General features: G+C 73.9%; 17 protein-coding genes and 1 pseudogene. 11 read left to right on the top strand and 7 right to left on the bottom strand.

Annotation, left to right across the window (positions count from 1 at the left end):
* Nucleotides 1–1,437: 1,437 nt before the first annotated feature.
* Nucleotides 1,438–3,126 (bottom strand): annotated as a pseudogene (locus AB0B83_RS25715) (beta-N-acetylhexosaminidase); the annotation flags it as partial.
* Nucleotides 3,127–3,498: 372 nt separating this feature from the next.
* Between AB0B83_RS25715 and ppdK the strand changes: the two are divergent.
* Complete coding sequence (gene ppdK / locus AB0B83_RS25710; RefSeq protein WP_357580311.1) at nucleotides 3,499–6,231, top strand: pyruvate, phosphate dikinase; 2,733 nt, start codon at nucleotides 3,499–3,501, stop codon at nucleotides 6,229–6,231.
* 131 nt (nucleotides 6,232–6,362) lie between these two features.
* Here the strand turns inward: ppdK and AB0B83_RS25705 are convergent, their stop codons facing one another.
* On the bottom strand, nucleotides 6,363–6,848 hold the full coding sequence (locus AB0B83_RS25705; RefSeq protein ID WP_357580310.1) for a roadblock/LC7 domain-containing protein: 486 nt from the start codon (nucleotides 6,846–6,848) through the stop codon (nucleotides 6,363–6,365).
* A 193-nt stretch (nucleotides 6,849–7,041) separates the two neighbouring features.
* On the opposite strand from AB0B83_RS25705, the gene AB0B83_RS25700 reads away from it, so the two are divergent.
* The 6 genes from AB0B83_RS25700 (at nucleotide 7,042) to AB0B83_RS25675 (ending at nucleotide 13,801) form a co-directional block, all read left to right on the top strand.
* Nucleotides 7,042–7,395, top strand: a complete 354-nt coding sequence (locus tag AB0B83_RS25700; RefSeq protein ID WP_132236934.1) for a VOC family protein — start codon at nucleotides 7,042–7,044, stop codon at nucleotides 7,393–7,395.
* Nucleotides 7,385–8,686, top strand: a complete 1,302-nt coding sequence (locus AB0B83_RS25695; protein ID WP_357580309.1) for a deoxyguanosinetriphosphate triphosphohydrolase — start codon at nucleotides 7,385–7,387, stop codon at nucleotides 8,684–8,686. Before AB0B83_RS25700 ends, AB0B83_RS25695 begins: the two co-directional genes overlap by 11 nt.
* A gap of 15 nt (nucleotides 8,687–8,701) precedes the next feature.
* The gene (locus tag AB0B83_RS25690) at nucleotides 8,702–9,538 is read left to right on the top strand and encodes a siderophore-interacting protein (RefSeq protein WP_357580308.1); all 837 of its coding nucleotides are present in this window, start codon (nucleotides 8,702–8,704) and stop codon (nucleotides 9,536–9,538) included.
* Nucleotides 9,539–9,616: 78 nt separating this feature from the next.
* Entirely contained in the window at nucleotides 9,617–11,245 is a 1,629-nt protein-coding gene (locus AB0B83_RS25685) for a BCCT family transporter (RefSeq protein WP_357580307.1), read from the top strand.
* Nucleotides 11,246–11,371: 126 nt separating this feature from the next.
* Entirely contained in the window at nucleotides 11,372–13,264 is a 1,893-nt protein-coding gene (gene dnaG / locus AB0B83_RS25680) for a DNA primase (protein WP_357580306.1), read from the top strand.
* On the top strand, nucleotides 13,265–13,801 hold the full coding sequence (locus tag AB0B83_RS25675; RefSeq protein ID WP_357580305.1) for a hypothetical protein: 537 nt from the start codon (nucleotides 13,265–13,267) through the stop codon (nucleotides 13,799–13,801).
* Nucleotides 13,802–13,811: 10 nt separating this feature from the next.
* On the opposite strand, the gene AB0B83_RS25670 is transcribed toward AB0B83_RS25675, so the two are convergent.
* From AB0B83_RS25670 to AB0B83_RS25650, 5 genes are all read right to left on the bottom strand, one after another.
* A complete protein-coding gene (locus AB0B83_RS25670) occupies nucleotides 13,812–14,780 on the bottom strand; it encodes a TAXI family TRAP transporter solute-binding subunit (protein ID WP_357580304.1) in 969 nt (322 codons plus the stop codon).
* Nucleotides 14,777–15,169 (bottom strand): roadblock/LC7 domain-containing protein, encoded by a 393-nt coding sequence (locus tag AB0B83_RS25665; protein ID WP_357580303.1) that lies wholly within the window; start codon nucleotides 15,167–15,169, stop codon nucleotides 14,777–14,779. Before AB0B83_RS25665 ends, AB0B83_RS25670 begins: the two co-directional genes overlap by 4 nt.
* Complete coding sequence (locus AB0B83_RS25660) at nucleotides 15,166–17,610, bottom strand: nitrate- and nitrite sensing domain-containing protein (protein WP_357580302.1); 2,445 nt, start codon at nucleotides 17,608–17,610, stop codon at nucleotides 15,166–15,168. Before AB0B83_RS25660 ends, AB0B83_RS25665 begins: the two co-directional genes overlap by 4 nt.
* Before the next feature lie 68 nt (nucleotides 17,611–17,678).
* The gene (locus AB0B83_RS25655) at nucleotides 17,679–18,698 is read right to left on the bottom strand and encodes a TAXI family TRAP transporter solute-binding subunit (protein WP_151456933.1); all 1,020 of its coding nucleotides are present in this window, start codon (nucleotides 18,696–18,698) and stop codon (nucleotides 17,679–17,681) included.
* Complete coding sequence (locus tag AB0B83_RS25650) at nucleotides 18,695–20,824, bottom strand: TRAP transporter fused permease subunit (protein WP_357580313.1); 2,130 nt, start codon at nucleotides 20,822–20,824, stop codon at nucleotides 18,695–18,697. The genes AB0B83_RS25655 and AB0B83_RS25650 overlap by 4 nt, the downstream gene beginning before the upstream one ends.
* 515 nt (nucleotides 20,825–21,339) lie before the next feature.
* Here AB0B83_RS25650 and AB0B83_RS25645 point away from each other — a divergent pair.
* The 4 genes from AB0B83_RS25645 (at nucleotide 21,340) to AB0B83_RS25630 (ending at nucleotide 24,651) form a co-directional block, all read left to right on the top strand.
* Nucleotides 21,340–22,272, top strand: coding sequence for an ABC transporter ATP-binding protein (locus AB0B83_RS25645; RefSeq protein ID WP_132236952.1), 933 nt, complete (start codon nucleotides 21,340–21,342; stop codon nucleotides 22,270–22,272).
* Between the two features lie 136 nt (nucleotides 22,273–22,408).
* Nucleotides 22,409–22,951, top strand: a complete 543-nt coding sequence (locus tag AB0B83_RS25640; RefSeq protein ID WP_311411836.1) for a hypothetical protein — start codon at nucleotides 22,409–22,411, stop codon at nucleotides 22,949–22,951.
* Nucleotides 22,952–23,038: 87 nt separating this feature from the next.
* A complete protein-coding gene (locus AB0B83_RS25635; RefSeq protein WP_357580312.1) occupies nucleotides 23,039–23,839 on the top strand; it encodes an ABC transporter permease in 801 nt (266 codons plus the stop codon).
* Between the two features lie 11 nt (nucleotides 23,840–23,850).
* The gene (locus AB0B83_RS25630; protein ID WP_357580301.1) at nucleotides 23,851–24,651 is read left to right on the top strand and encodes an ABC transporter permease; all 801 of its coding nucleotides are present in this window, start codon (nucleotides 23,851–23,853) and stop codon (nucleotides 24,649–24,651) included.
* The last annotated feature ends 93 nt before the right edge of the window (nucleotides 24,652–24,744 follow it).

Genomic DNA, 24,744 nt, shown 5'->3' with positions numbered 1-24,744 from the left:
GGCGTGGTGGGGGCGGCGAGGGCGGTGGTGACGGGGCCGGCGATGGCGCCGCCGGTGAAGGCGAGCCCGGCAGCGGTCAGGGCGGTCTTACGCAGGATGTCGGTACGCATGATGGCAGCACCTTTCGACCGGGGGTACGCGGACGCGCGGGGGAGCGGCGTGCCGCGAGGGGGGAAGTCAGAACGGATCACTCCGGCGGTGGGGGGCCTGCTCGGGCGTCCGGGACGTCTCAACGACCCGGGTCGGCCAGTCATTCCGCCGGCCGCTCGGGCCATCGTGGCGCGGGGGAGCGCCGGGGGAGCGCCGTGGGTATGCCATGTTCAACGACCCGCACCGGCCCACGATTCCGCCGCCGAGGTGGCGCCGGCCACGGGACGCACCGGACAGCGGCGACCTCCAGGCACGGACTCGGACACCGCGAAGCGGACAAAGCTCCCACGGCTCCGCACCCCGCCGCAGCCCGCCGCAGTCCGCCGCCGTCGGTCGTCGGGTGCAGCATGGGGCGGCGGGCGCGCTGTCGAGCTGATGTCGTAGACGACTCACGCTGCCCTGACGGCACGAACCGCGACTTCTTTCCGCGCCAATCCCACGCCTCTCCGGCCTGGGACGGACGGGCACCGCTGAATCGTCTACGACATCAGCTCGACAGCGCCCGAGGAGCGCATCCGTGCCGCCTGTCCGCGTGCCCGCCAGCAATGGGCACCACGGCAACCGGCGGTACGTGCCCTGCGTGACGCGTCAGGTGGAACCGCCCTGTCCCGAGATCGAGAGGCATCCGCGACGGCGATGGCGACGGCACCTGTGACCGTCACGGCACCTGTGACCGTCACGGCACCTGGTTCGGGGGTAACCCGACCGGGTGGACGTGGACCCGTGACCGCCACGGTGACCGCGACCGCGACCGCGACGGCAGCGGCGACCGCCACCGCCCCGTCCCTGCGCCGGGCACGGCGGGCCACACCCCGTCGGTGCCCACTCTCGCGTCCGTCCGCTGGGCTCCTACCGGAGATCTTGGTGAGAAACCGCCCCTCCAGGGGCCATCTCCTACCAAGATCTCCACCGGTGATCCGGTGATCCGGTGATCCGGTGATCCGGTGATCCGGTGATCCGGTGATCCGGTGATCCGGTGATCCGGTGGACCCGTGAACCCGGGTGACCCGGTAACCGGGGTGAGCCAGGTGATCCGGTGACGACCGCGATGGCGGCGGCGACCGCCACCGCGGCGGGGATGGGGGCGTTGGGCGTGGGGCGTCAGGCGGACGGGCCTGGCGCGGGGGCTTCCTCGGGGCCGGTCTGGGTGGGGATGGCCGTTTGCGGCGCGCTGTGAGTCGGGTGGCCGGTTTGAGTGGCGATGGCCGTTTGCGGCGCGCTGGGAGTCGGGTGGCCGGCCTGGGTGGGGATCGTCGCCTGCCGCCTTGTGGGAGCTGGCCGCTCAGCGGGCCAGGGGATCTCCGGCGAGCGGTGGAAGGCCATGCCGGCCGCGGTCCAGCGCGGGCCGTGGCCGGCCAGCCGGTCGCGGAACCCGGCCCAGTCGTGCGTCGCGCGGGGCGACCAGCCCAACTCGGCGATCGCGGGCAGGCGCGGGAAGAGCATGAACTCGACCTCGGCCCGCGAGGTGACCGACTCGGTCCACAGCGGCGCCTCCACGCCCAGCACCGCGTCGGCCGGCACGCCGGCGACGTGGGTGCCGGGATCCCAGTCGTACGCCCGCCGCACGTCGATCAGGCCGGCCCAGTCGTGCCCGATGGGGGTGTCCGGGGCGTACTTCATGTCGAGGTAGGCGTGGTTACCAGGGGAGAGGAGGAGTCGGGCGCCCCGGTGGACGGCGTCCGCCGTGACCGGGTCCTCGCCCTTGGTGCCCCACCACTGGAGCACCCGCCCCTCGGCGTGCGCGACGGGCGCGATCTGGTGCCAGCCCACCACCGTCCTGCCGGTTGCGGCGACGATGCGCTGGGTCCGCTCGACGAAGGCCGCGTACGCGTCGGGACGTACCTTGAACGCCTCGTCGCCCCCGATGTGCAGCCACGGCCCGGGGGTGAGCGCCGCGATCTCGCCGAGCACGTCGGCGACGAACTCGTACGTCCGCTCGTTTGTGGGGTCGACGTAGCTGAAGCCGACCTCGGTGCCGGTGTACGGCGGCGGCGCGGTGCCGTCCGGGGCCAGCTCGCCGTACGCGGTCAGCGCGGCGTTGGTGTGCCCCGGCAGGTCGATTTCCGGCACCACGGTGACGTGCCGCTCGGCGGCGTAGGCGACGATCCGCCGGTAGTCGTCGCGCGTGTAGTGCCCGCCCGGGCCGCCGCCCACCTCGACCGCCCCGCCGACCTCCGCGAGCCGGGGCCAGGAGTCGATCGCGATCCGCCAGCCCTGGTCGTCGGTGAGGTGCAGGTGCAGGTGGTTGAGCTTGTAGCGGGCCAGGTGGTCGATCACCCGCAGCACGTCCGGTACGCCGAAGAAGTGCCGGGCCACGTCGAGCATCGCCCCCCGGTAGGGGAAGCGGGGCCGGTCGGTGATCGAGCCGCCGGGCAGCGCCCAGTGCTCGGCTACCGGCACCGGGCTCTCGATGGCGGCGGGCAGGAGCTGCCGCAGCGTCTGCACGCCGTGGAAGAGCCCAGCCGGGGTGGCGGCCTCGATCCGTACGCCGTCGGGCGTCACGTCGAGCCGGTAGCCCTCCGGGCCGAGGTCGGCGGAGGCGGCCAGCGTCAGGGTGATGCCGCCGGCCGGCTCCGGTCGGGTGGCGTCGGTCACCGGCAGCGGGTAGCCGGTGGCCGGCCGGAGCAGGGCGGCCAGCTGTCCGGCGACGGCGCGGGCGTCGTCGCCGTTCACCCGGATCGCCGCGTCGGGAGTGAGGACGAAGTCCGCGCCCGGGACCGGCGTGACCCGCTCCGGCGCGGGCACGACGTCGCCCAGCCGGACCCGGGCCGGCGTGACGGGCAGGTCGTCGGTGGCCCCGGGCGGCGGGGCGAGCAGGTCGTCGGCGGCCCCGGATGGCAGGACGGGCAGGTCGTCGGTGGCCCCGGGCGGCGGGGCGAGCAGGTCGTCGGCGGCCCGGGTCGCCGCCCGGGCCAGCTCGGCGGCGGCCGGTTCGTGGACCGGCAGGGTGTGGTGGCCGGGCTCCCGCTCGTCCACCCCGGCGGCGCGGGACGGGTCGAGCGGCTCCGGGGCGGCGGTGGGGACGGCTGGCACGGCGTCGGCTCCGAGGGGTGTATTTGCGGCGGTTATGGCAAAGGTGAGGTTCACCGAAAAGCGTGCGGCCAAGGATACGAGGCGGAGCCGTAAATGCGTGATCGTGCGCGTGGAAGCGTTCCCAAAAACCGGTCCGAACGCGGATAGTCGGGATGGCTGTGCCTATTGTCACCGAACGGTCCCGAGCCCCTCGATGTTCGCTTAGCCTTCGCCCACCGGCCGGCTTGGCACCGGGATTGCCGGTGGCCCGTCCCGGGGTATGAGAGCGACTGAACCTTCGTTAAGTGTCGGACCGGCGCGCGTGGGAGGGCTCTGGTGGCAAAGCAGGAGACGGTGGAACACAAGTACGTGTACGCCTTCGCCGAGGGCAACAAGGATCTCAAGGAACTGCTCGGTGGCAAGGGGGCCAACCTGGCCGAGATGACCAATCTCGGCCTGCCGGTCCCACCGGGCTTCACGATCACCACGGAGGCCTGCAAGGCGTACCTCGTCACCGGGGAGGAGCCGGACGGCCTGGCCGATCAGATCGCCGCGCACGTCGCGTCGCTGGAGCAGGCGATGGGCAAGCGCCTCGGTGACCCGGAGGACCCGCTGCTGGTGTCCGTCCGCTCCGGTGCCAAGTTCTCCATGCCCGGCATGATGGAGACCGTCCTCAACGTCGGCCTCAACGACCGCAGCGTCCAGGGGCTCGCGCGACAGGCCAGCGGCGCGGACGCGCAGACCTCCGGCGGCGCGGACCGGTTCGCCTGGGACTCCTACCGCCGCCTGATCCAGATGTTCGGCAAGACGGTGTGCGAGGTGCCGGGCGAGGAGTTCGAGCACGCGCTCGACGACGCCAAGCGGGCCAAGGGCACCCACGACGACCTCGACCTCGACGCCGACGACCTGCGGGGGCTGGTCGACGCGTACAAGAAGATCTTCTTCAAGCACACCGGCCGGGAGTTTCCGCAGGAGCCGCGCGAGCAGCTCGACCTGGCCATCCGCGCGGTCTTCGAGTCGTGGAACGCCGAGCGCGCGGTGCTCTACCGCCGCCAAGAGCGGATCCCGGCCGACCTGGGCACGGCGGTCAACGTGGTGGCGATGGTCTTCGGCAACCTCGGCCCGGACTCCGGCACCGGCGTCGCGTTCACCCGCGACCCCGCCAGCGGCGCCCAGGGCATCTACGGCGACTACCTGGCCAACGCCCAGGGCGAGGACGTGGTCGCGGGCATCCGCAACACCGTGCCGTTGCAGGAGCTGGAGCGGCTGGACAAGAAGTCCTACGACGAGCTGCTCGGCATCATGGCCCGGCTGGAGGGCCACTACAAGGACCTCTGCGACATCGAGTTCACCATCGAGCGCGGCAAGCTCTGGATGCTCCAGACCCGCGTCGGCAAGCGCACCGCCGCCGCGGCGTTCGTCATCGCCGGGCAGCTCGTCGACGAGGGCCTGATCGACCTCGACGAGGCGCTGCACCGGGTCAACGGCGCGCAGCTCGCCCAGCTGATGTTCCCCCGGTTCCGGCTCGACCACGAGTTCCAGCCGGTGGCGAAGGGCATCGGGGCGTCGCCGGGTGCGGCGTCGGGCAAGGTGGTCTTCACCTCCGCCCGCGCGGTCGAACTGGCCGCCGAGGGGGAGTCGGTGATCCTGGTCCGGCGCGAGACCAACCCCGACGACCTCAACGGCATGATCGCGGCCCAGGGCATCCTCACCTCGCGCGGCGGCAAGACCAGCCACGCCGCGGTGGTGGCGCGGGGCATGGGCAAGACCTGCGTCTCCGGCGCCGACGAGATCGAGGTCAACGTCCCGCAGCGCCGGTTCGTCGTCGGCGGGCAGACCGTCGTCGAGGGCGACGTCGTCTCCATCGACGGCACCACCGGCAAGGTCTACCTCGGCGAGGTGCCGGTCATGCCGTCGGAGGTGGTGCAGTACTTCGAGGGCAGCCTCGACCCCGAGCACGTCGACAATCCGCTGGTCCGGGCCGTACACCGGATCATGTCGCACGCCGACGGCAGGCGGCGGCTGGCCGTCCGCACGAACGCCGACACCGGCGCGGACGCCGCCCGGGCCCGGCGCTTCGGCGCGGAGGGCATCGGTCTCTGCCGCACCGAGCACATGTTCCTCGGCGACCGGCGCGAGCTGGTCGAGCGGCTGATCCTGGCCCGCGACAACACCGAGCGGGAGGCCGCGCTGGCCGCGCTGCTCCCGTTGCAGCGCGCCGACTTCGAGGAGATCTTCCGGGAGATGGACGGAATGCCCGTCACCGTCCGGCTGATCGACCCGCCGCTGCACGAGTTCCTGCCCCCGCTGGAGCAGCTCGCGGTCAACGTGGCGGTCGCCCAGGAGCGCGGCGAGGACGTGGCGCAGGAGGAGGCGCTGCTCGCCGCCGTGCGGCGGATGCACGAGGAGAACCCGATGCTGGGCCTGCGCGGCGTCCGCCTCGGCCTGGTCATCCCCGGTCTGTTCGCCATGCAGGTCCGGGCGATCGCGGAGGCCGCGGTCACCGTAACCCGCAGCGGCGCGGTGGCCCGGCCGGAGATCATGGTCCCCCTGGTCGGCGCGGTGCAGGAGCTGGAGACGGTCCGCGCCGAGGCCGAGAAGATCATCGCCGAGGTGGTCGGGGACAGCGGCGTCGAGGTGCTGATCGGCACGATGATCGAGGTGCCCCGGGCGGCGCTGACCGCCGGCCAGATCGCCGAGGCGGCGCAGTTCTTCTCCTTCGGCACCAACGACCTGACCCAGATGGGCTGGGGGTTCTCCCGCGACGACGTCGAGGGCGCGTTCTTCTGGCGCTACCTGGAGCTGGGCATCTTCGGCATCTCGCCGTTCGAGTCGATCGACCGCGACGGCGTGGGCCGGCTGGTGCGCATCGCCGCGGAGGAGGGCCGGGCGGCCCGGCCGGAGCTGAAGCTCGGCGTCTGCGGCGAGCACGGCGGCGACCCGGAGTCGGTGCACTTCTTCCACGAGGTCGGCCTGGACTACGTGTCCTGCTCGCCCTTCCGGGTGCCCGTCGCCCGGTTGGAGGCCGGCCGCGCGGCGGTGGAGACGGACGGCTCCGACAGCCGCTGACGCGCGAGGACGACAGGCCGGCGGCGGACCCGGGGGAGCGGAATCCGCCGCCGCTGCCGTGCGGGCGGCCCGTGCCGGCGCGACCGCACCGTGGGTCGGGAGCCGGTCGCGCACCGGCTCCCGGGGGTTGCTCAGACCGGCGGGCGGCGCCAGGTGTGGGGGGTGACGCGCCGGGGCAGCCTGCCGCCCGAGGTGCGGGCCGAGAGCCGGGCGTGCGCCTCGGGCACCGTCGCCGCCCCGATCAGGCGGCTGGTGTCCAGCACCGAGCCGGTGCGCCGGGCCACCGCCCGCGCGTCGGCGTGCAGCTCGTCCAGGTCGACGCTGGCGTCGGCGACCAGCGTCAACAGGGCGTTGCGCCCGGCAGGATAGGTGACGACGGCGCCGGTCGAGGTGCGGACCACCGATTCCCGGAACTCGCCGTGCCGCACGGTGTCGGCCACCCGGTGGCCGAGGCCGAAGCTGGCCGCCGCGAGCGCGGCCAGGTGGGTGGCGTCCGTCGTCGGCAGGTCGCTGGAGATCAGCAGGCCGTCGGTGCCGGCCAGCACCGTGCCCGCCACCTCCGGGCGGCGCCGGCGCAACTCCGACAGTTCCGTTCCCATCATCGTGTCCGCGTTCACGGGCGTCTCCCCACCGTCGGGCCCTCAGTCTGGTCACGTTCCGCGCTGGGAACGCTACCGGCGGCCATGCCGGACCGCGATCCCGTAACCGTCGGCGATCGGTCGACAACTCTCGACTGTTCGGAGGTTGCGTAGCCGTCGGGCGCGCGCCGGCGGCGCGCCGTTCGCGGCGCGCGGGCGTAACCTGATCGGCATGAGCAGCGCCTGGGAGAGCCTGACCGTCGACGCCCGGGACCCCGCCCGGCTCGCCCGCTGGTGGGCCGAGGCGCTGGGCTACCAGGTGGTCACCGAGCAGCCGGACGAGGTGGAGATCCGCCGGTCCGCCGACCGGCTGCCGGGCATCGTCTTCGTGCCGGTGACCGACGACAAGACGACCAAGAACCGGCTGCACATCGACCTTCGTCCCGACGACCGGGAGGCCGAGGTCGAGCGGCTGGTCGACATGGGCGCCCGGCACGTCGACGTGGGGCAGGGCGACAGCGGGTGGACCGTGCTGGCCGATCCGGAGGGCAACGAGTTCTGCGTGCTGCGGCAGCGTGAGGACTGAGCCTCCCGGGCCGGACGACCCGGACGTCGCCCGCTGGGTCGACGAGCCGCCGAAGGACACCGGTCACGGGCGGTCGGCGTACGAGCGGGACCGCGCCCGGGTGCTGCACTCGGCGGCGTTCCGGCGGCTGGCCGCGAAGACCCAGGTGCACACGGCCGGCACCGACGACTTCCTGCGTACCCGGCTGACCCACTCGCTGGAGGTCGCGCAGATCGCCCGCGAGATGGGGGCCCGGCTGGGCTGCGACCCGGACGTGGTCGACACCGCGGGGCTCGCCCACGATCTCGGTCACCCGCCGTTCGGCCACAACGGCGAGGATGCGCTGGACGACCTCGCGGCCGGCTGCGGCGGCTTCGAGGGCAACGCGCAGACGCTGCGGGTGTTGACCCGCCTGGAGGCCAAGGTGGTGGCCCCGGACGGGAGGTCCGCCGGCCTCAACCTGACCCGGGCCTCGCTCGACGCGGTCAGCAAGTACCCGTGGCCCCGCCGCCGGGAGCAGCGCAAGTTCGGGGTGTACGACGACGACCTCCCCCTCTTCGCCTGGCTGCGTACGGGCGGCCCGGGTGACGACCGGCGCTGCCTGGAGGCGCAGGTGATGGACTGGGCCGACGACGTCGCGTACTCGGTGCACGACGTCGAGGACGGCATCCACGGCGGGTACGTGACGCTGCGTGCGCTGCTGCGCGACCCCGACGAGCGGGCCGCGCTCTGCGCCGACGTCGCCGCCACCTACTCCGGCGAGTCCCCGGCCGACCTCGGCGACGTGCTGCTGGAACTGCTCGACGACCCGGTGCTCGCCCCGCTGGCCGGTTACGACGGCAGTCACCGCGCGCAGGCGGTGCTGAAGGCCACCACCAGCGTGCTTACCGGCCGCTTCGTCTCGACGGTGGTGGCGGCCACGCAGGAGCGGTACGGCCCGGGCCCGCACCGCCGCTACGCCGCCGACCTGGTGGTGCCCCGGCGGATCGGGGCGCAGTGCGCGCTGCTCAAGGGCATCGCCCTGCGGTACGTGATGCGTCGCCCCGGCGCGGGGGACCGCTACCGGCGGCAGCGGGAGGTGCTGGCGGAGTTGGTGCACGCCCTGGCCGACCGGGCGCCGGACGGGCTGGATCCCGTCTTCGCCCCGCTCTGGTCGGCCGCGCCGGACGACGCGGCCCGGCTCCGGGTGGTGATCGACCAGGTGGCCTCGCTGACCGACCCGGCGGCTGTCGCCTGGCACGCGCGGGTGGTGCGCGGTGGGCGTGGGCATCCGCCGACGGCGGATCGGGGATGGGCAGGCGAGCGGACTTAGGCTAGCCTAACCGGCATGACGGAGCGCCCCATCAAGGTCACCACCGCCCGGGTACTGCGCACCGAGCGGCCCACCCCCCACGTCGTCCGGCTGGTGCTCGGGGGTGAGGAGCTGGCCGGCCTGCCGGTGGGCGAGTTCACCGACCACTACATCAAGATCGTCTTCCCGGCGCCGGGGACGCGGTACCCGATCCCGGCGGATCTCAACGCGCTCCGCCGTGACCTGCCCCGGGAGCAGTGGCCCCGGCTGCGCGCGTACACGGTGCGGGCCTGGGACGCGTCGGCCGGCGAGCTGACCGTCGACATCGTGCACCACGGTGACGTGGGGCTGGGCGGGCCGTGGGCGGCCGCGCTGCGCCCCGGCGACCCGGTGCCCTTCGTAGGCCCCGGCGGGGAGTACGCCCCCAGCCCCGACGCCGACTGGCACCTCCTGGTGGGCGACGAGAGCGCGCTGCCGGCCATCGCCGCCGCCCTGGAGCGGCTGCCCGCCGGCGCCCCGGCCACCGTCTTCGTCGAGGTCGCCGACCCGACCGAGGAGCAGCCGCTGGCCAGCCCGGGCGCGGTGCGCCTGACCTGGCTGCACCGGGGCGACCGCCCGGTCGGGGAGGCCCTGGTCACGGCCGTCCGCGCCCTGGAGTTCCCGCCCGGCGACGTGCAGGCCTTCGTTCACGGCGAGGCCACCTTCGTCAAGGATCTGCGCCGCCTGCTCCGCGTCGAACGCGCCGTTCCCCGCGAGCGGCTCTCCATCTCCGGCTACTGGCGCCGGGGCATGGACGACGAGGGCTGGCGGGCCAGCAAGCCCGACTGGAAGCGGCAGGTGGAGGCCGAGGAGGCCGCCGCCGTCCCTGCCTGACCGACCCCGGCCGGGCAGGTTCGCCCGATATCGCCGTGTGCCGCCCTCCTGCCCAGCAGGATGGGCAGGGGGTGGCGCATGAGCGGGCAGGTACGGGACCAGGCCGTGGGCCGGATCGACCGCACGGTGCTGGCGCTCAGCGTCGGCGGCGTACTGGCCGTGGTGGCGTGGGGTGTGCTGGCCCGAGGCTCCCTGGCGGGCTTCGGCGAGTCCGGGCTGGCCTGGGTCATCGACACCTTCGGCTGGTTCTTCGTGGTGGCCGCCGACGCCTTCCTGGTGCTCTCGGTGATCATCGCGGCGACGAAGTTCGGCCGGATCCGGCTCGGCGCCGACGACGACGAACCGGAGTTCAGCACGCTGGCCTGGGTCGCCATGATGTTCAGCGCCGGCATGGGGATCGGCCTGGTCTTCTTCGCCGTGGCCGAGCCCATCCAGCACTACGCCGCACCTCCGCCGGCCACCGGCGTCGCACCGCAGACCGGCGCGGCCGGCGCGACGGCGATGCAGTACACCCTCTTCCACTGGACGCTGCACCCCTGGGGGATCTACGCGGTCGTGGCGCTCGCGCTGGCGTACTCGACCTTCCGCAGGGGCCGGGAGAACCGGATCTCGGCGGCCTTCCGGCCCGTGCTCGGGGATCGTGCCGACGGCGCGGCCGGGCGCGCGATCGACCTGCTGGCCGTCTTCGCCACCGTGTTCGGCTCGGCGACCAGCCTCGGCCTCGGCGCGCTCCAGGTCGCCGCCGGCCTCGACCTGGTGGCGGGGATTCCGGACACGACCGCGGTGGAGCTGGTGGTGATCGGCGCGCTCACCCTGGCCTTCGTCATCTCCGCCTTCTCCGGGCTGCACCGGGGCATCAAGTGGCTCTCCACCACCAACGTGCTGTTGGCGGTGCTGCTGATGCTCTTCGTCTTCGCGGTCGGGCCGACCATCTACACGCTGGAGGTCCTGCCGGCCTCGGTCGGCGACTACCTGAGCAACCTGGTCTTCATGTCCACCCGCACCGGGGCCTTCTCCGATCCGTCCTGGCTCGGCTCCTGGACGATCTTCTACTGGGCGTGGTGGATCTCCTGGGCGCCCTTCGTGGGCACCTTCATCGCCCGCATCTCCCGGGGCCGCACGGTCCGGCAGTTCGTCGTCGGGGTGCTGCTGGTGCCGAGCGGGGCCAGCGCGGTCTGGTTCGCCGTGATGGGCGGGAGCGGGCTGCGGGCGCAGGCCACCGGAGCCCGGGACCTGGTCGCCGACGTCGGGGCGGGCACCGAGCAGGCTCTCTTCGGCCTGCTGGACGCGCTGCCGCTGGCGACGCTGACCAGCGTGCTGGCCATGGTGCTGATCGCGCTGTACTTCGTCACCAGCGCCGACTCGGCGTCCCTGGTGCTCGGCTCGCTGACCTCCCGGGGCGCGCTGCGCCCGCACCGCGTGCTGGTGGTGGTCTGGGGCGTGCTGATCGGCGCGGTCGCCGCCGTACTGCTGCTGGTGGGCGGGCTGGACGCGCTGCAACAGGCGACCATCCTCGTCGCCCTGCCCTTCGTCGTGGTGATGCTCGGCCTGGCCGTCGCGCTGGTCCGGGACATGGCCCGGGACCCGGCGGTCAACCCACCGCCGCGGGTCCGCCGCTCCGGCCTGGCCGCAGCCGTCCGGGCGGCCCGGTCGTACGACGAGGAGGACCCGCCGCCGGTGCGGCGCTACCTGCGGCGCCCGCGCTGACCCGGCGTGACCGCCCGGACGCCGCGCCGGGCGGGGTGGCCGTCGCGGGCGCGAGCGCCGAGGTGACGGCGGTGGGCGCCACACGCGGCGTCCCCCGGCGGCGCGGTGTCGGTGCGGCAGGGCAGGATGTACGCCGAGGGGGTGGCGGACATGGCTGGGCGGATCCGGGACGAGGACATCGCGCTGGTCCGGGAACGCAGCTCGATCGCCGACGTCATCTCCGAGACGGTGACCCTGAGGTCGGCCGGCGGCGGCAACCTCAAGGGGCTGTGCCCGTTCCACGACGAGAAGAGCCCGTCGTTCAACGTCTCGCCCGCCCGCAACGTCTGGTACTGCTTCGGCTGCGGCGCCGGCGGCGACGCGATCAAGTTCCTGATGGACGCCGAGCACCTCAGCTTCGTCGAGTCGGTCGAGCGGCTCGCCGACCGCGCCGGCCTCCAGCTGCGCTACGTCGAGAACGACCCCGCCGCGCCGCGCACGCGCCCGCAGCAGGGGCAGCGGCAGCGCCTCGTCGCCGCGCACGCCGCCGCCGTGGAGTTCTACCGCGGCCAGCTCACCACCGCCGGCGCGCGTCCGGCCCGGGAGTTCCTGGCCCGACGCGGCTTCGACCGGGCCGCCGCCGAGCGCTACGGCTGCGGCTTCGCACCCGACGCCTGGGACCTGCTCACCAAGCACCTGCGTCAGCAGGGCTTCAGCCACGACGAGCTGGTCACCGCCGGGCTGTCCCGCCCGTCGCGCTCGGGCACGCTGATCGACCGGTTCCGCCGCCGGCTGATGTGGCCGATCCGCGACCTCACCGGCGACGTGATCGGCTTCGGCGCCCGCAAGCTCTTCGACGACGACGACGGCCCGAAGTACCTGAACACCCCCGAGACGCCGATCTACAAGAAGTCGCACGTCCTCTATGGGATCGACCAGGCCAAGCGGGAGATCGCCAAGCAGGGCAAGGTGGTGGTGGTCGAGGGCTACACCGACGTGATGGCCTGCCACCTGGCCGGGGTCCCGACGGCCGTGGCGACCTGCGGCACGTCGTTCGGCGGGGACCACATCGGGGTGCTGCGCCGGCTGCTGATGGACACCGACGACGTGGCCGGCGAGATCATCTTCACCTTCGACGGGGACGCTGCCGGCCAGAAGGCCGCCCTGCGCGCCTTCGAGGACGACCAGCGCTTCGTCGGGCGTACCTTCATCGCGGTCAGCCCCGACAACATGGATCCCTGCGACCTGCGCCTGGCCAAGGGCGACCTGGCCGTCCGCGACCTGGTCGCCCGCCGCGAGCCGCTTGTCGACTTCGCGCTGCGGCACGTGATCAACCGCTTCGACCTCGACACCGTCGACGGCCGGGTCGAGGCCATGCGCCGGGCCGCGCCGCTGGTGGCCAAGCTCAAGGACCGGGAGAAGCGCCCGGAGTACGTGCGCAAGCTCGCCGGCGACCTCGGCATGGAGATCGAGCCGGTGCAGCGGGCCGTGCTCGCCGCCGCCTCGGCCGCACCCGGCCGGGACGCCCCGCCCGCGCCCCGGCCCGCCCCGGCGGAGCCGATCGTCGACAACCCGCAGTCGATGGTCGAGCGGGAGGCGCTGAAGCTCGCTCTCCAGGAGCCGGTGCTGGCCGGGCCGATGTTCGACGCGGTCGAGGCGTCGGAGTACCGGCACCCCGTGCACGTGGCGGTGCGGGCGGCCGTCGCGGCGGTCGGCGGGGTCGCCACGGCCACCGGCGGCGCGGTCTGGATCGAGTCGGTCCGCGACGCCTGCGAGGACCTGGCCGCCCGGGCGCTCGTCGGCGAACTGGCGGTGGAGCCGCTGCGCATCGACGGCGAGCCCGACCCGCGCTACGTCTCGATCACCATGGCCCGGTTGCAGTGGGGCTCGGTGACCAGCCGGATCAGGGACCTCAAGTCCCGGATCCAGCGGATCAACCCGGTCAACAACAAGGACGAGTACTTCGCCGCCTTCGGGGAGCTGCTGTCGCTGGAACAGCACGCCCGGGCGTTGCGCGAGCAGGCCGCGGGAGGACTGTAGATGGGACTGTTCCGCCGCAAGCCGAAGCTGCCCGCGGCCCAGCGGCCGCCGCTCGCCGCCGAGGAGCGGGTGCTCGCCTGGGCCGCCGTCGGCGACGGCCAGGGCGACGGGGTCGTCGTGGCCAGCAACCTCGGCCTCTGGCTGCCCGGCCGGGCGGAGAGGCTGGGCTGGCACGACATCCTCAAGGCGGTCTGGTCCGGCCGGCAGCTCACGGTGACCCCGGCCGAGGTGTCCGCCGAGCGCGACGGCTACCTGGTGGTGGCCGACGGCCCGGCCGAGAGCCACCTGCTGCTCGACCCCGGGGAGCTGCCGCACCAGGTGCGGGAGCGGGTCACCCGGTCGGTGGCGTACACGCAGCACCGCCCGGTGCCCGGCGGCGCCGGCCGGGTCGCGGCGCGCCGGGTGCCGGGGGTGGACGGCCTCACGTGGACGGTCCGTCTCGACCCCGGCACCCCGACCGACGACCCCGAGGTGCTCGCCGAGACCGACCGCCTCGTGGCGGAGGCCCGCGCCGCCACCGCCCCGGCGGACGTCTGACCGGCGCGGGTCACCCGCGCTGGTAGAACCGCGCGGCCCCGGGGTGCAGCGGGATCGGGTCGGTGCCCGAGGCGCTCTGCTGGGTGAAGTTGCCGGCCTCGGGGTGCACCTTGACCAGGTCGGCCTGGTAGGCGAAGAGCAGCCGGGTCAGGTCGTACGCCAGCTGCTCGGGCATGTCGGCGCTGACCAGGATGACGTTCGCCACCGTGACCGTGGGCGTGCCGCTCCTCGTCTTGTAGACCTCCTTCGGCAGCTCCGCCGTGGTGTAGACCGAGCCGTGGCGCGCGGTGAGCGGCTCCATCAGGTCGACGATCGGCAGCAGCGCGTACTCGCCGGGCGCGCTGGCCAGCAGGTCGGCGATGCCCGGCGTGGGCAGGCCGCCCGAGAAGAACATCGCGTCGAGCGTGCCGGCCCGCATCCGCTTCACGGTCTCCGGCAGGGAGAGCGTGGCCCGGACGACGTCCCGGTCCGGGTCGAGGCCGGCGGCGGTCAGCAGACGCCCGGCGATGATGTCCGTGCCGGACTTCGGCGAGCCGGTGGAGACCCGCTTCCCGCGCAGGCCCGACAGCTTGGTGACCTTCGCGTCGGCGCGGACGATGACGTGGGTGTAGTTGCTGTAGACCCGGGCCAACGCCCGTACCGGCTGGGGCTGGCCCTCGAAGGCCCCGCGCCCAGCGGCGGCGTCGGCCGCGGTGTCGGCGAGGCTGAAGGCGACCTCCATGTCGCCGCTGGCCAGGCGGTTGATGTTCTCCACCGACGCGCCGGTCGGCTCGGCCCGTGCCTCGTAGCCGGGCAGGTGCCGGCTGATCACGTCCGCGTAGCCGCCGCCGAGCTGGTAGTAGACGCCTGTGGTGTTGCCGGTGGCGAGGAAGATCCGGCCACCGTGCCAGGGCTGCGGCCCGGCCTCGGCCGCGCCGCAACCGGCGGCGAGCACGGTCACCAGCAGGGCCGCCAGCAACCGGGAGGACCGTCCGATCACGCCCGGACCGCCGGCTCCAGGGCCTCCGCCACCCGCTGGACCAGCATGGCGGTCTCGTAGCCGATCTGGCCGAGGTCGCAGCCGGGCGCGGCGAGCACCCCGACGAGCGCGCGCTCGCCGACCGCCATCACCAGCATCACCCCGCCGTCCATGTCGACGATCTGCTGGCGTACGCGGCCGGCCGACATCAGCCGGGCCGCACCGACGGTCAGGCTGGCCAGGCCGCTGATCACGGCGGAGAGCTGGTCCACCTGGTCGGGCGCGAGGTGGGGCGAGGCCGCCAGCCGCAGCCCGTCGCCGGAGACCGCGAGGGCGTGCGACACGTCCGGCACCTGTTCGGCGAAGTTGGTCAGAAGCCAGTCCAGGCCGGCGCTCTCGGGATATGTCATGAAATTCTCCTGGGGGGTGTCGTCTGGGTACGTCGGGTCGCCGCGGCCACTCCCTCGGCGAGCGAGGACAGCCGGGACCGCACGACCTCGGGGTCGAGCAGGTCGCCCGCCGGCCGCGCCGTCGGGGCCTCGTGCAGCGCGGCCGGCAGCTGGCCGCCCCGGGTGCGGCGCGGCAGCCCGGCCCCGGTGAGCGGGGGCGGCGCGGGCGGGGCCGACGCGGGACGGGACGGCGGCACCGCAGCGCCACCCGACCCGGTCGGGCGCGCGCCGAGCACCGGGAGCGTGATCGTCGGCGCGTGGTGGACGCTTGTCAGGTCGGGCAGGGTGGCGGGCCCGCCGGTCCCGGTCCGGGGCCGGAACCAGGCGGTCTGGGCGGGGACGACCGGCGCCTGCGTACGCACGGGCGGCGGCGCCTGCGCGGGCACCGTCCGGACGGGTGGCGCCGGCGCGCGCACCTGCGGGGCGGCCTGCGCGGGGGCGCGTACCTCCGGGGCGGTACGCGGGGCGACGTCCTCGACGCGGGTCAGCGCCGACTCCGGGATCTCCACTTGTGCGACGGTGCCCGCGCCGCTGTTGCGCAGCTGCACCCGCACCCCGTGCCGGGCCGCCAGGTGGGCCACCACGTGCAGGCCCATGCTGCCGGCGGAGGCGCTGGAGAGCATCGCGGGGGCGAGCAGCCGCTCGTTGATCGCGGCGAGGCGGCTGTCGCTGATGCCGATGCCCTGGTCGTGCACGCGCAGCGTGAGGCCGTCGATCGTCCGCCGGCCGTCGACGTACACCGGCGAGTTCGGCGGGGAGTAGACGGTGGCGTTCTCCAGCAGCTCGGCGAGGAGGTGGACCAGGTTGCCCACGGCGGCGCCGTGCACCGCGGCGGTCGGCACGTCGATCTCCACCCGCGGGTAGTCCTCGATCTCGGAGGCGGCCGCCCGCACCACGTCGGCGAGCAGGTGGGCGCCGTCGTGCGTACGGCCGGGCTCCCCGCCGGCGAGGACCAGCAGGTTCTCGCCGTTGCGCCGCATGCGGGCGGCGAGGTGGTCCAGCGCGAAGAGCCGGGCCAGCGCGTCCGGGTCGGTCTCCTCGCGTTCGAACTCGTCGAGCAGCCGCAGCTGCCGGGTGATCAGGGTACGGATGCGCCGGGCCAGGGCCTCGGCCATCCGGGTCACGTCCATCCGCACCTCGGCCTGCTCGCCGGCCAGGCGCAGGGCGGCCCGGTTCACCGTGTCGAAGGCCTGGGCGACCTGGGCGATCTCGTCCCGGCCCTGCCCGATGCCGGCGGTCAGCCGGGTGGCCGCGCCGTCGGTCGGCGCGCCGTCACCGGAGGCGATGGCGGTGATCCGGTCCGGCAGTTCGCGGTGCGCCATGGTGAGCGCCGCGACCCGCAGCCGGCGCAGGCGACGGCTGGTGCGGACGGCGAGCAGCACGGCGGCGGTCAACGACGCCAGCGCGACGGCGGTGGTCGCGCCACCGGTGACCAGGGCCCGCCGCTGGGCGTCGCGGGCCAGCCCGGCGGCCTTGCGGTCGAGTTCCTCGGAGAGTTCCCGGCCGAGCAGGTTGTACCGCCGGATGGCCCCGCTCTGGGCCACGTACCAGGCGTCGCCGTCGGTTTTCAGCCCGGCGGGCTCGGACTCCACGTTGAGCGCGCTGTCGCGCATCCGGCGGGCGGTGGAGACGTCGGTCCCGGCCACCAGCCGGGTGTACGCGTCCGCCGCCGGCCGGCCCGCGATGCGGGAGAACTCGGCCTGACGCTGCTCCTGCGCGCCCCGCAACTGGCCGAGGCGGACCAGTTCCCCGTTCACCAGCGTGCCCCGCACGAAGACGGCGCGGAGCAGGTCGCGTTCCACGGCGGCGAGGTGTTCCTGGGCGGCCACGGCCGCCACCTCCCGGGCCCCGTTGGCCAGCTCCCGGTCGCGCAGCTGGGCCGGCAGCGCGTCGGCGACGGCGAGCAGCGACTCGACGAGCGAGAGGTAGGCCGGGTCGGCGGTGGTGCCGCCCAGCGCGGACCCGCGGGCCGGTTCGAGCTGGCCGAGCTGCGCGTCGGCGCCGTCGAGCACCTGGCGCAGGTCGGGGGCGGCGCGGCGGGCGTCCCGGCTGGCGCCGCGGTAGCGCTCGACGGACGCGTCGACCCGCCGTCGCTGCGCGTCGACGAGGGGCCGTCCGCTGCTGCCGCCCCGCTGGCGCAGGGCCGCCGTCTCGCCGAGTTCCCGTTCCAGCTCGTGCACGAGGCGCACGGTGGCCGTCGCGGTGCCGGCCAGCACCCGGGCGCGGTCCGCGTCGTCGGAGGCGTCCAGGGCGGTGGCGGTCTGGGCCGCCCCCAGCACCACCAGGCCGACCGTGGCCACCAGGATGGGCGCGAGCAGCTGGGTGCGTACCGACCACAGCCGGTCGGTGTGGTCGGCGGGCCGGTGGTGCCGGCGTACGCGGCCGGGGGTGGGGAGCGACACTCGGGCCCTCCGGGGTCAGGGTCGGGGGCGCCGGGCCCGGGCGCGAGGCCCGGACCCGGCGCCGGGGATCAGCGTGCGCCGAGGTCCTGCAACGCCTTGTCCGCGCCGCGGTGCAGCGGTACGGGGTCGGTCTTGCGGGCGTTGTCCAGGCTGATGCCCTTGGCGGCCGGGTTGGCCTGGGCCAGGGCGTCCTTCTTGTCGAACACCGTCCGGGTGATCGCGCAGGCCACGTTCGCGTTGAGGTCCTTGCGGACCAGCAGCACGTTCGGCACCACGATGGTCGGGGTGTCCGCGGCGGTCTTGTAGACGTCCGCGCCGATGGTCCCGGCCTGGTACGCCGGGTTGAGCTCGGTCATCTTGGGCAGCAGCGGGGTGATGTCGATGAACTTCACCTTGTCCCCGGCGGTGGTGAACAGGTCGGTCAGCCCGCCCGTGGGCACGCCGCCCGACCAGAACAGCCCGTCGACGCTGCCGTCCTTGACGCCCTCGACGCTCTTGGTCAGGTCGAGCCGCTGCGCCTGGACGTCCTTGGCCGCGTCGAGGCCGGCGGCCTCCAGCAGCCGGTTGGCGATGACCTCGGTGCCGGACTTCGGGGAGCCGGTGGAGATCTTCTTGCCCTTCATGTCGGCGACCGAGTTGATCCCCGAGTCGGCCCGGACGACGACCTGCGTGTAGTTGTCGTAGATCCGGGCGAGCGCCTCGACCGGCTGCGGGGCCGTGAAGCTGCCCTTGCCCTGCACCGCGTTGACCGCCGTGTCGAACAGCGAGAAGGCGACGTCGTACTGCCCGCCGACGAGCTGTTCGATGTTCTGCACCGAGGCGCCGGTCTCGGCGGCGGTGCCGGTCAGCTTGCCCTCGGTCGCGCCGGAGAGCTGACCGGCCAGCGCGTTGCCGACCACGTAGTAGACCCCGGTGGCGTTGCCGGTGGCGATGCCGACGCGGGTGCTGTCGGTGACCTTGCAGGTGATCTCACTGGCGGCGTCGTCCTTGGTCGCGCCGTCCTGACGGCCTCCGCAGCCGGCGGTGCCCGCGGCGACGAGGGCCAGCGCGCCAACCCCCGCGGCGAGCCGCATGTTGATCCGTCTCACTGTTTTTCCTCCCCATGGTTCACCGTTGGTACTGCTGACGGCCCGCCGTTCCGGCCGGCGGATCCGCGTCTGACGAGCACGCCCGCCACCATGACGGCGGCCAGGGCGGCGCCGATCGCGACGGGCACGGGTTCGAGCCAGAGCAGCGTGAGCCCGGCGAGCGCGCCGACGATCCGCTCCGGCGCGCCGGCCGGGCCGACGCCGGGCAGCCAGCCGCCCGCCGCCACCGCGAGCACGGCGACGCTGAGGGCGGCGACCGTCGCGGCGACGGCTATCCGCTGCGGGCCCCCGATGCCGAGCAGCCCGAGGCCGGTCGGGGTGACCACGAAGGCGAGCGGGATGAGGTAGGCCGGCAGGGCGTACCGCAGGGTCTGCCACATGGTCGGCACCAGCCGGCCGCCGGTCACCGCGGCGGCGGCGACCGCGGCGAGCGCGGTCGGCGGGGACGCCTCGGACAGCACCGCGAAGTAGAAGACGAACATCGCCGCGGCGGGCGCGGTGACGCCCAGGTCCAGCAGGGCCGGGCCGATGATCACCCAGCCGATCACGAACGACGCGGTGACCGGCACGGCCAGGCCGAGCAGGGTGAGGGCGACGGCGGCGAGCAGCGCGGTGAGCGCCAGCACCACGGCCGGCTCGGAGCTGACGGCCTGGGCCCCGCTGACCAGCAGCGCCGCCGCCTGGGGGCCGAGGCCGGTCTTGGTGGTGGTGGCGGTGATGATGCCCGCGGCGGCACAGACCGCGCTGACCGCGAGGACGCCGCGCACGCCGGCGCTGAGCGCGGCGAGCAGCCGGGCCGGGGTGAGCCGGTGCCGACGGTCGAGGAAGGACAGCACGGCGGCCAGGATGGTGGCCAGCACCACGGCCTTCGTCGCGGAGAAGCCGACGGCGAGCAGCCCGACGATCGCGAAGAGCGAGAGGAAGTGGTAGCCGAACCGGGCCAGCAGCCGGCCGGCGGAGGTCGTGTCGATCACCACCGGCCGCACGCCCGAGCGCCGGGCGTCGATCTCGACCGCGAGGAGGATGCCGAGGTAGTAGAGCACCGTCGGGACGGTCGCCCAGCCGAGCACCTGGAGGTACGAGACGCCGAGGTACTCGGCGATGATGAAGGCCGCCGCGCCGAGGGTGGGCGGGGAGAGGATCGCCCCGACGCCGGCCGCGGCGAGCATGCCGCCCGCCCGCTCCGGCGGGTAGCCGGCGCGGCGCAGCACGGGCCAGGTGACCGCGCCGATGCTGACGGTCGTCGCCGCGCCGGAGCCGGAGACGGTGCCGAGCAGGAACCCGGAGGCGACGGCGGTGCGCCCGGCGGCCGTACGCGAGCGCCGGAAGGCGGCGGCGGAGAGTTCCACGAAGAACCGGCCGGCCCCGGAGAGGTCCAGCACCGCGCCGTAGATGGTGAACAGCACGATGTACGTCGCCGCGACGTCGAGCGGGGTGCCGTAGAAGCCGCTGTCGGAGTTGTAGAGGCCGTCGACGATCTGTCCGAAGTCGAGGCCGGCGTGGGCCACCGGCCAGGACTGGGGCAGCAGCCCGCCGTAGTAGCCGTAGCCGAGGAAGACCACGCAGACGGCCGGCAGGATCCAGCCGGTGGTGCGCCGGCACGCCTCCAGCAGCAGGATCAGCAGGACGGTGCCCATCGCCACGTCCATGCCGACGAGCAGGCCCTGCCGGTCGAGGAAGGCGTCGTACCCGCCGCCGCCGTCGCCCAGGTCGACGGGCAGCACCGGGTAGAGGCAGCTGACCAGCGCCGCGCCGGCCAGGATCCAGTCCGGCAGGGTGGGGCCCCGGCGCCTGGGGCGCTCCGCCGGGACCGCGTCGCCCGGCCCGGTCGCGTCCGTGCGGCGCAGCCGCCGGGGCAGGCGCAGATCCGCCGGGTACGCCAGGAAGACCATCGGCAGGATGCCGGCCAGGAAGATGACCAGGTAGAACTTGCTCCCCTGCGGCAGCGGGTAGAACACCTGCCAGAGGGCGAGCAGCGCGATCGCCAACGTCGTTCCGGTGACCAGCACGCCGATCGGCCCGGAGAGTTCCCGCCCGGGCTTTTCGTCCTCGAACTGCGCGGCGAGTTCCCGTGGATCGGGCGCGGCACCGTCTGGATCGGACCGTTTGTCCGTCTCGCGCGGCAACGGAACCGGACCGCCATCCGGGGTGGACTCGGGGCCCACGGTGGACGGCTGCGGGGCGGGTTCGCCGGAGGAACGCACTGGTGGCACGAGGGGGCACGATACGCGAATTAGATACCGGGCGGAACATTGCTGATCATGATTGCAGCCAGTAATTAATTGGGACTCGCGATTACACAGAGAGACTGTAATTGGGTCCGGATATGCGGCAGGATGCGCGCCCTGATTGGTAAGAATGCGGCAAGCCGGGAGCGGGTCGCATCCGATGCGTCCACTCTGGTCCGGTAGCAGCGCGTTTCCGGCCCACCCCCGCGCGGCCGCCGCCGCGCCGTCGGCACCGCACCGGGCGATGACGCAGGGTAGTTTTCGTCGCTCTCCGTTGCCGGATGGGCCCTGACCAGGGTGCCTGTACCCCTACCGCCCGGCCCCTATCACCCCGGCGACACACCCCACCGGATCCGGTGGGGGTGTCGGAACGTCCGGTGGGGGGTGTCGGATCCGGAGGTTAGGGTCGGGCGATGACCACGGCTCCACCACTCATCCAGGCGCGGGCGCTGGTGAAGCGGTTCGGCGACTTCACCGCCGTCGACGGCATCGACGTCGAGGTGCGGGCCGGCGAGGCGTTCGGCTTCCTCGGGCCCAATGGCGCCGGCAAGTCCTCCACCATGCGGATGATCGGCTGCACCTCCCCGCCCAGCGGCGGCGAGCTGCGCATCCTCGGCATGGATCCGGTGCGCGACGGGCCGGCGATCCGGGCCCGCCTCGGCGTCTGCCCGCAGCTCGACAACCTGGATCCCGAGCTGACCGTCCAGGAGAACCTCACCACCTACGCGCGCTACTTCGGCATCTCCCGGCGGGTGGCCCGGGCGCGGGCCGCCGAGCTGCTCGACTTCGTCCAGCTCACCGAGCGGGCCGACAGCAGGGTGGAGCCGCTCTCCGGCGGCATGAAGCGGCGGCTGACCATCGCCCGCGCGCTGGTCAACGAGCCCGAGATCGTCCTGCTCGACGAGCCGACGACCGGCCTGGACCCGCAGGCCCGGCACCTGGTGTGGGAGCGGCTGTTCCGGCTCAAGCAGCAGGGCGTCACGTTGGTCCTCACCACGCACTACATGGACGAGGCGGAGCAGCTCTGCGACCGCCTGGTGGTGATGGACGGCGGGCGGATCGTCGCCGAGGGCTCGCCCCGGGCGCTGATCGACCGGCACTCCACCCGGGAGGTCGTCGAGCTGCGGTTCGCCGCCGAGTCCCAGGAGGCGTTCGCCGGCAAGCTCGACGGGCTGGGGGAGCGCGTCGAGGTGCTGCCCGACCGGATCCTGCTCTACGTGCCCGATGGCGACGCGGCCGTCGCCGAGGTCGGCGAGCGGGGGCTGCACCCGGCCAACGTGCTGGTCCGGCGCAGCAGCCTGGAGGACGTCTTCCTCCACCTCACCGGCCGCACCCTGGTCGACTGACAGCGCGTCCGGTCGCTCGTCGTCGATCCGGTGCCGGTCGTCCGGCGCGACCGGGTGGGTGCGGCGGCGTCGGCCGTTACGTAGCATCGGCGGGCCGGCGGCACGTCGACCGCCCGCCGACGCACACGGGGGTGTCATGTCGGAGTTGGAGTTCCAGTCCCGCCGCCAGGCCGGGCTCGCCGCGCTCTATCTGGGCGTCTTCGCGACGATCTGGTTCAGCGTGCCGGCCGCCGAGCAGCCGCTGCGCGCCCTGCTGGTGGTCGCGAGCGGCGCGGCCCTGGTCACGGCGGTGATCGGCGCCGTCGTCGTGGCCCGCAGCCGGGGAGCCGGGGGCGTCGCGCACGACCGCGCCGCCGACCGCCGCTACCTTCTGATCGTCCTGGCCGAGTTCGCCGCCGCCGGGCTCGGCGCCGTCGTGCTCGCCCTCGTCGGCTGGTCGGAGTTCATCCCGGTGCTGGTCGGCGCCGTGGTGGGGCTGCACTTCTTCCCCCTCGTCCCGGTGCTGCGCGACCCGCTGCTGTGGCCGCTCGGGGTGGCGGTGTGTGCCGTCGCCGTGGCCGGGCTGGTCACCGCGCTCGTCTCGGCGGTGCCGGCGGGGCTCGTCGTCGGCACCGGCACCGGGCTGCTGCTGCTCGCCTACGCGGTGCAGGCGCTGCTGCGCGCGGCCCGTAAGCGCTGACGGGGCGACGGAGTCGCCGGCCTGTCGTACCCGCGAGGTAGTAAGGCCGTGGTGGACGCGGAGCGAGACGGGGGTGGTCGCGTGAGCGTGGCGCAGTCGGCGCGGGAACGCGCGCGCCCGAGGTTGCCGCGGGTGCCGGCGCTCGCGGTGCTGGCGCACCATCTCGTCGGCTACCGGCGCACCTGGCGGGCGGGGATCTTCTCGTCGTTCCTGCTGCCGGTGCTGACCGTCCTCGGCTTCGGCGTCGGCGTCGGCTCCTACATCGACCAGGGCATCGACGGGGTGAGCTACCTCGACTGGATCGTGCCCGGCCTGATCGCGTCGACCGCGTTGCAGACGGCCGTCAGCGAGTCGACGTGGCCCGTGTTCGGCAACTTCCAGTGGGTCAGGACCTACTTCGCGCAGAGCGCGGCGCCACTGCGGGTGGGCGACATCCTCGGCGGGCACCTGGCCTTCGTGGTGTTCCGGGTGGTCACCACCGTCGCGGCGTTCCTGCTGGTGACGGCCCTGTTCGGGGCGCTGCGCTCGCCGTGGGCGCTCGCCGCGCTGCCGGTGACGGCGTTGCTCGGGCTGGCGGTCGCCGCGCCGACCTTCGCGTACGCGTCGGTGGTCTCCGTCGACAGTTGGCTCGCGATGCTGCTCCGCTTCGCGGTGATCCCGATGACGCTCTTCGCCGGCGTGTTCTTCCCCGTCGAGTCGCTGCCCCTGGCGCTGCGCTGGCTGGCGTACGCGACCCCGCTCTGGCACGGCGTGGACCTGTGCCGGGCGGCGGCGCTCGGCGTCGTTCCGCAGTGGTCGGTCGCCGGTCACCTGCTCTACCTCGCGGCCTGGGCGGCCGGCGGCTGGCTGCTGGCCCGGCGCGCGTTCCGTCGCAGGCTGGTCGTCTAGGAGGAGTCGCAGTGGTCGCTCTCGTCCTGCCCCGGCTGGCCGCCGCGTCCCGCCGGTCGGTCTCCGTGGCCGAGCGCAACGTCGCGGCCCTGAAGACCGTCTACTGGCTGCTGCTCGTCTCCGGGTTCGTGGAGCCGCTGCTCTACCTGCTCTCCATCGGCGTCGGGGTCGGCACGCTGGTCGGCGACCTCACGCTGCCCGGCGGCGAGGTCGTCACCTACGCGGCGTTCGTCGCGCCGGCCATGCTCGCGTCGTCGGCCATGTCCGGCGCGCTGTCGGAGACGACCTTCAACTTCTTCGGCAAGATGAAGCAGATGAAGCTGTACGACGGGGTGATCGCCACCCCGGTGCAGCCGTTCGAGATCGCGCTGGGGGAGCTGCTCTGGGCGATGCTGCGCGGCAGCGCGTACTCGGCCGCCTTCCTGGTGGTGATGGTGGTGATGGAGCTGACCACCGCGGCGCGGGCGCTGGTCGCCTTCCCGGCGGCCGTGCTGGTCGGCTTCGCCTTCGGCGCACTGGGCATGGCGATCACCACCTTCATGCGCAGCTGGCACGACTTCGACCTGATGTCGGCGGCCCAGTTCACCCTCTTCCTCTTCTCCGGCACGTTCGTCCCCGCCGAGGCCTACCCGGCTGCGCTGCGCTGGGCGGTGGAGGTGACGCCGCTCTACCGCGCGGTGCACCTCATCCGCGGCGTCTCGGTGGGCGCGGCCGGCTGGGAGTGGGTGCTCGACGTGCTCTACCTGCTCGCGGCGATGGTCCTGGGGCTGCTGGTCGCCTCGCGCCGGATGGGCAGGTTGCTCTACGGCTAGGGCCTGTTTCATAAGAACTGGCGGCCTGCGGCGGGCCCGGACGACGACCGGCGGCGTTGCGGTTTCGTCCGGATACAACACCGGTATCAGGAC

This window comes from Micromonospora sp. NPDC049060 (assembly GCF_040649055.1).
In the GTDB taxonomy this organism is placed as follows: Bacteria; Actinomycetota; Actinomycetes; order Mycobacteriales; family Micromonosporaceae; genus Micromonospora; species Micromonospora reichwaldensis.
Note: the sequence above shows the minus strand (reverse complement) of the source record. Positions and strands in the feature narration are given on the sequence as shown.